This window comes from Pseudidiomarina sp. (assembly GCF_033722695.1).
Classification (GTDB): Bacteria; Pseudomonadota; Gammaproteobacteria; order Enterobacterales; family Alteromonadaceae; genus Pseudidiomarina.
In genome coordinates this window covers 1-5,294 of sequence record NZ_JAWVYM010000054.1, presented here as the reverse complement: position 1 = coordinate 5,294, position 5,294 = coordinate 1, and the positions used below count along the sequence as shown (strand labels likewise).

The 5,294-nt window shown below is 51.6% G+C and carries 5 protein-coding genes and 1 pseudogene; all 6 read left to right on the top strand.

Annotated elements, in window-relative coordinates; translation table 11 throughout:
* A pseudogene (locus R3196_RS10665) lies at positions 1-267 on the top strand (erythrose-4-phosphate dehydrogenase); the annotation flags it as partial.
* Between the two features lie 22 nt (positions 268-289).
* A complete protein-coding gene (locus R3196_RS10660; RefSeq protein ID WP_318936754.1) occupies positions 290-1,471 on the top strand; it encodes a phosphoglycerate kinase in 1,182 nt (393 codons plus the stop codon).
* A gap of 39 nt (positions 1,472-1,510) precedes the next feature.
* Entirely contained in the window at positions 1,511-2,575 is a 1,065-nt protein-coding gene (fba, locus tag R3196_RS10655; protein ID WP_318936753.1) for a class II fructose-bisphosphate aldolase, read from the top strand.
* An 89-nt stretch (positions 2,576-2,664) separates the two neighbouring features.
* A complete protein-coding gene (locus R3196_RS10650) occupies positions 2,665-3,456 on the top strand; it encodes a DUF481 domain-containing protein (RefSeq protein WP_318936752.1) in 792 nt (263 codons plus the stop codon).
* Between the two features lie 109 nt (positions 3,457-3,565).
* A complete protein-coding gene (locus R3196_RS10645; protein ID WP_318936751.1) occupies positions 3,566-4,246 on the top strand; it encodes a TIGR00153 family protein in 681 nt (226 codons plus the stop codon).
* 14 nt (positions 4,247-4,260) lie between these two features.
* Positions 4,261-5,294, top strand: a 1,034-nt coding sequence (locus R3196_RS10640; RefSeq protein ID WP_318936750.1) for an inorganic phosphate transporter, incomplete at its 3' end; no start/stop codon positions are given.

Genomic DNA, 5,294 nt, shown 5'->3' with positions numbered 1-5,294 from the left:
GTGAACACGCCGGTCGATATCAGCCAGGTAAATAAAATCCTCGCCGATGCCGCACGTGGGCCATTGGCGCCGGTGTTGGGCTTCGTCGATGAGCCGTTGGTGTCGATCGATTTCAACCATGATCCGCGCTCAAGTATTGTCGATGGCACCCAGACCCGGGTCGCCGATAAACGTCTGATCAAAGTATTGTGCTGGTGTGATAACGAATGGGGGTTTGCCAACCGTATGCTGGACACCGTCCAGGTAATGTTGTCACAAGCTGAGTAACCAAATAGAAGAGGGAAAGTGAATGTCAGTAATAACCTTGTCCGATCTGGATGTGAACGGCCTGCGGGTATTGATCCGGGAAGATCTGAACGTTCCGGTCAAAGATGGAAAAGTGACCTCAGACGCGCGTCTCAAGGCAGCCATCCCGACCATCCAGGCAGCTCTTGATGGCGGCGCCCGGGTCATGGTGATGTCGCATCTGGGCCGTCCGGAAGAAGGCGTTTACGACGAGGAGTACTCACTGGCCCCGGTGGCAGATTACCTGAATGAGGCTCTGAATGTGCCAGTGCGGCTGGAAGCTAATTACCTGGATGGTGTTGAGATCAGCGCCAATGAAGTGGTGTTGTTTGAAAATGTCCGCTTTAACAAAGGCGAGAAAAAGAACGACGAGAGCTTATCCAGGCAATTGGCCGCTTTATGTGACGTATTCGTTATGGATGCCTTTGGCACTGCTCACCGGGCCCAGGCTTCTACCCATGGGGTGGCGCAGTACGCTGACGTCGCCTGTGCCGGACCGTTGCTGGCCGCCGAGCTTGATGCGTTAGGCAAAGCGTTGGCGAACCCGGCGCGACCTCTGGTGGCCATTGTAGGTGGCTCTAAAGTATCAACTAAGCTTACTGTACTGGAATCACTGTCTTCAGTAGTGGATCAGCTCATTGTCGGTGGTGGTATCGCTAATACCTTTATCGCCGCCGCCGGGCATAACGTGGGCAAGTCGCTATGTGAAGCCGATTTGGTGGATGAAGCCAACCGGCTGGTTGCAGCCGCCCAGGATAAAGGTGGCGACATTCCGTTACCCAAAGACGTTGTTACCGGCAAAGAATTCAGCGACAGCGCCAAAGCCGAAACCAAGGCGGTTAGCGAAGTGGCCAGCGACGACATGATTTTCGATATTGGCCCGCAAACCGCCGCGCAGTTCGCTGCTATTATTAAACAGGCTGGCACTATTGTCTGGAACGGTCCGGTGGGCGTATTTGAATTTGATCAGTTCGGTGAAGGTACCAAGGCATTAGCCCAGGCGATTGCCGAAAGTGATGCATTCTCAATTGCTGGCGGCGGTGATACGCTGGCAGCCATTGATAAGTATGGGATCGCTGATAAAATCAGTTATATTTCAACCGGCGGTGGTGCCTTCCTGGAATTTCTGGAAGGTAAAAAGCTACCGGCAGTCGCGATTCTGGAAGAACGCGCGTTAAACGGCTAAATACAGCCGCTCAGAACAGGAACTCAGGAGACTAATTTCATGGCTTTAATTTCATTGCGCCAATTGCTTGACCATGCCGCCGAACACAATTACGGCGTGCCGGCCTACAACGTAAATAACCTTGAACAGATGCGGGCCATCATGGAAGCTGCCGACGCGGCGAACAGCCCGGTTATCGTGCAGGCTTCAGCCGGTGCCCGCAGCTATGCCGGCGCGCCTTTTCTGCGCCATCTGATTCTCGCCGCCATTGAGGAATGGCCGCATATTCCGGTGGTTATGCACCAGGATCATGGTACCTCTCCTTCAGTTTGTCAGCGTTCGATTCAACTGGGCTTCAGCTCGGTGATGATGGACGGCTCGCTGAAAGAAGATGGTAAAACCCCTGCGGACTATGATTACAACGTTGATGTAACCCGTAAAGTTGTCGAAATGGCCCATGCCTGCGGCGTATCAGTAGAAGGCGAACTCGGCGTTCTGGGCTCCCTGGAGACTGGCGAAGCAGGTGAAGAAGACGGCGTTGGCGCTGAAGGTAAGCTGACCCATGATCAGTTACTGACTGACCCGGAAGAAGCAGCGCAGTTCGTTAAAGCCACTAATGTAGATGCGCTGGCGATCGCCTGTGGTACCTCTCATGGCGCTTACAAATTCTCGCGGCCGCCGACAGGCGACATTCTGGCGATTGATCGAATTAAAGAGATCCATAAGCGCATCCCGAATACCCATCTGGTTATGCACGGTTCGTCATCTGTACCGCAGGAGTGGCTGAAAGTAATCAATGAATTTGGCGGTGAAATTCCCGAAACCTATGGGGTGCCGGTTGAACAGATCGCCGAAGGCATCAAGCACGGCGTGCGCAAAGTAAATATCGACACCGACCTGCGGTTGGCATCGACTGGCGCTATTCGCCGTCATCTGGCCCAGAACACCAGCAACTTTGATCCACGTAAGTTCCTGAAAGCATCCACAGACGCCATGCATGAGATTTGTAAAGCGCGTTATGAAGCTTTCGGCTCAGCGGGTCAGGCAAGCAAAATTAAGGTCATTTCACTGGAAGATATGTTTAAGCGCTACGAACGGGGCGAATTAGACGCTAAAGTGAACTAAGGACCTCTTTAGACAAGCCATAATCACGGGTTATAATAACTCACTGGTTATGGTTTTTTTATTTCTGAAACGATCAAGCTGAGGTAAACGTGAAATTTACAGTTGCACCTACAATTGCATTGCTGATGCTGAGCCTGACAGCGCCGGCGTCCGCATCCATTTTTATGTACGACGATGCCAGCGATCTTGATACCGAGCAGCAGGAAGACTGGGATGCAAGTGCCGAATTAGGCTTGCTCTTTACCTCAGGTAATACCAAGACCGAAACCTTCAAAACCAAATTGAGCGCTGCGCGGGATTATAAAAACTGGCGCCACAAAGGCGTGATTGACTATTACCGTTCAGAGCAGGAAGATCCGGCTACCGGTGATAAGCAGCTTACCGGCAATAAGTTCTTCGTTTCCGGCCAGTCTAACTTTAAGTTTGAGCCTGACAGCCGTTCGTCGCTGTTCGTGTTTGGCTCTTATGAGGAAGATAAATTTAGCGGTTTCGAGTACCAGGGTACCGTTGCGGTCGGTTATGGCGCCCGTTATCGCTACAGCGAAAATCTATACGCTGATTATGAAGCGGGTCCGGGTTACGCTTTCAGCAAGCCTATAGTGAACGGCGTTCCGCAGAAAGAAGAAAGTAGTGCGGTGCTGCGTCTGGCCGGCAGCCTGAACTGGGACATTACCAAAACATCTAAGCTGAAAAGCCTCGCCTCGACTGAAATCGGTGAAGAGAACACCAAGACTCGTGCCGAAGTTTCAATTTCCGCCAACATTAACAGCTCACTGGCGTTAAAGTTCGCGGTAGCGGGTTCGCACAACTCCAACCTTGAAGATGAATCAAAACAAAAACTAGACACGGAAACCTCAGTTACTTTGGTCTATAGTTTTTGATCCCAGTTGATTATTAATCTTTTGCAGGTGCGCCGGCTTTTAGTTAGTATGCGCGCACCTGCATCAGGTATATTCTCAACATCATCAGCAGCAACATAGGCGAACTTATATGTCTGCAAATTCATTTCTTGGCATGTTTGCCAAGTCTCCGATCAAACCCATGATCGAGCACATCACCCAGGTGCATGACTGCGCAATTACCCTCAAGCCATTTTTCCAGGCCGTATACAAAAATGACTGGGAAGAGGCTGATGTCCATCGTCAGGCTATTGTAAAGAAAGAATCAGCGGCTGATGATCTGAAGCGTGACATACGTTTGAACCTGCCCAGCGGCCTGTTTATGCCGGTCGAGCGTACCGATTTGCTTGAGTTGGTTTCACAGCAGGATCGTATTGCCAATAAAGCCAAAGATATTTCCGGGTTAATCACGGGTCGCCAGATGCTGATCCCTGAGTCGATGATTGAAGGTTTTGATGCTTACCTGAATCGATGCCTGGATGCGACTGAAAAAGCCTGCGAAACTATTGGCGAGTTTGATGACCTGTTGGAAGTAGGTTTTAAAGGCCGTGAACGCCAGCTGGTTGATAAGATGATTTCCGAACTGGATGCGATTGAAGCGGATACGGATACCCTGCAGATCGAGTTGCGCAAACAGCTGCGCGCTCTGGAACAGGAGATGAATCCATTAAACGCGATGTTTCTATATCAGATCCTCGACTGGGTTGGTGATCTTGCCGATCTGGCGGAGCGCGTGGGAGCGCGTTTTGAACTCATGCTTGCACGCGGCTAAGCCGGAGAGAACTTATGGATATCATAACTTCGTATAGTACGACACTGATCGTCCTGGCCGCCGTTTTCGGCTTTTTTATGGCATGGGGCATAGGGGCTAATGACGTAGCGAATGCTATGGGCACCTCGGTCGGTTCCAAGGCACTGACCATCAAGCAGGCAATTATTATTGCCATGATTTTTGAATTCGCTGGCGCCTATCTGGCGGGTGGTGAGGTCACCTCCACTATCCGTAAAGGCATCATCGATTCAGCCTACTTCGTGGATGTACCCGAACTGCTCGTGTTCGGCATGATTGGCTCATTGCTGGCTGCTGGCATCTGGCTGCTGGTGGCCTCCTGGCTGGGCTGGCCGGTGTCTACCACGCATTCGATTATCGGTGCCATTGTTGGTTTTGCCGCGGTCGGTGTAAGCCCGGACGCGGTCAACTGGCTGAAAGTGGGCGGCATTGTCGGTAGCTGGATTGTCACGCCGATGATCGCTGGTCTGATCGCCTACTTTATTTTCCTGAGTGCCCAGAAGCTGATTTTTGATCAGGAGAATCCATTAGCTATGGCCAAGCGCTATGTGCCGTTTTATATGGCACTGACAGGCTTTATGATTTCTCTGGTTACCATTACCAAGGGCCTTAAGCACGTTGGCCTGAACTTTACTACCATGGAAGGCTACGCGCTGGCTCTGGTAGTAGGTATTGTCGTGTTTTTCTTGGGGAAATGGGCGATTGCGCGGCTCAAGTTTGATCCTTCCGATGACCGCGAAATGCACTACACCAACGTCGAGAAAGTATTCGCTATTCTGATGGTGGTCACCGCCTGTGCCATGGCATTTGCTCATGGCTCGAACGATGTGGCCAACGCCATCGGGCCGGTTGCCGCAGTAGTGAGCGTAGTCACCAGTGGTGGTGAGATCGCCAGCAAAGCTCAATTAGCCTGGTGGGTACTGCCCATCGGTGCAATCGGTATTGTAGCTGGTCTGGCCATGCTGGGTCGCCGGGTTATCGCAACGATTGGTAAAGGCATTACCCACTTAACACCAAGCCGTGGTTTTGC